The organism is Bartonella sp. AD328YNZD, assembly GCF_042196425.1.
Map to the genome: position 1 here is coordinate 1 of NZ_JBHIQG010000669.1, position 831 is coordinate 831.

Below are 831 nucleotides of genomic sequence, written 5' to 3' on the forward strand. Positions count from 1 at the left end.
ATAGATTCAAATCCTTCTTCCCGTAGAGAACGAATAGAAAGATCATTATTACGTTTTGAAAATCCTTTTCCTAAAACTGTCGCCAATAAATTGGTATGAGCAAAAACCGGTAATTCTGCATTAAGGGCTTTAAAAATAGCAATTTGAGCGCCTGTATTTGTAATATGATCATCCCCGCGAATAATATGCGTAATAGCCATATCTACATCATCAACAATAGACGGCAATGTATAAAGATAGCTTCCATCTTCACGAATAAGAACAGGATCTGAAAGAGAAGCCAAATCAATCGTCTGCTTCCCCTTTATCGCATCATTCCAGCAAACTTCTGTTCGCTTTGTTTGCAAAGGATCACTTTCAAAATTAGGAAGAAGAAAACGCCAATGGGGTTTACGACCTTGAGATTCAAAGTTTTTTTTCTCTTCTGCCGTCAATTTTAATGCTGCACGGTTATAAATAGGAGGCAATTTGCGTGAAAGCTGAATTTTACGACGCCGCTCTAATTCTTCTGCAGTCTCATAACAGGGATAAAGAAGCCCGCGTTGTTTGAGAATTTCCGCAACTTCATCATATCGATTAAATCGCTTAGATTGATAATAAATTGAATCTGGTTGAATACCAAGCCATTCAAGGTCAACAGCAATAGCATCAATATATTCTTGTTTAGAACGTTCAACATCTGTATCATCATAGCGCAAAATAAATTCTCCCTTATACGCTTGCGCATAAAGCCAATTGAAAAGTGCAATACGGATATTGCCAATATGAATATAACCTGTTGGAGAGGGAGCAAAACGAACTTTAACCATAAAATAATACTCAATTTTTATC

At 36.6% G+C, this 831-nt stretch carries 1 protein-coding gene; it reads right to left on the reverse strand.

Going from position 1 to position 831, the window contains the following annotated elements; all coding sequences use genetic code 11:
* The coding region (gene gltX / locus ACFIO3_RS14375) for a glutamate--tRNA ligase (protein ID WP_375696141.1) at positions 1-809 on the reverse strand (809 nt) is incomplete at its 3' end.
* Positions 810-831 lie beyond the last annotated feature (22 nt).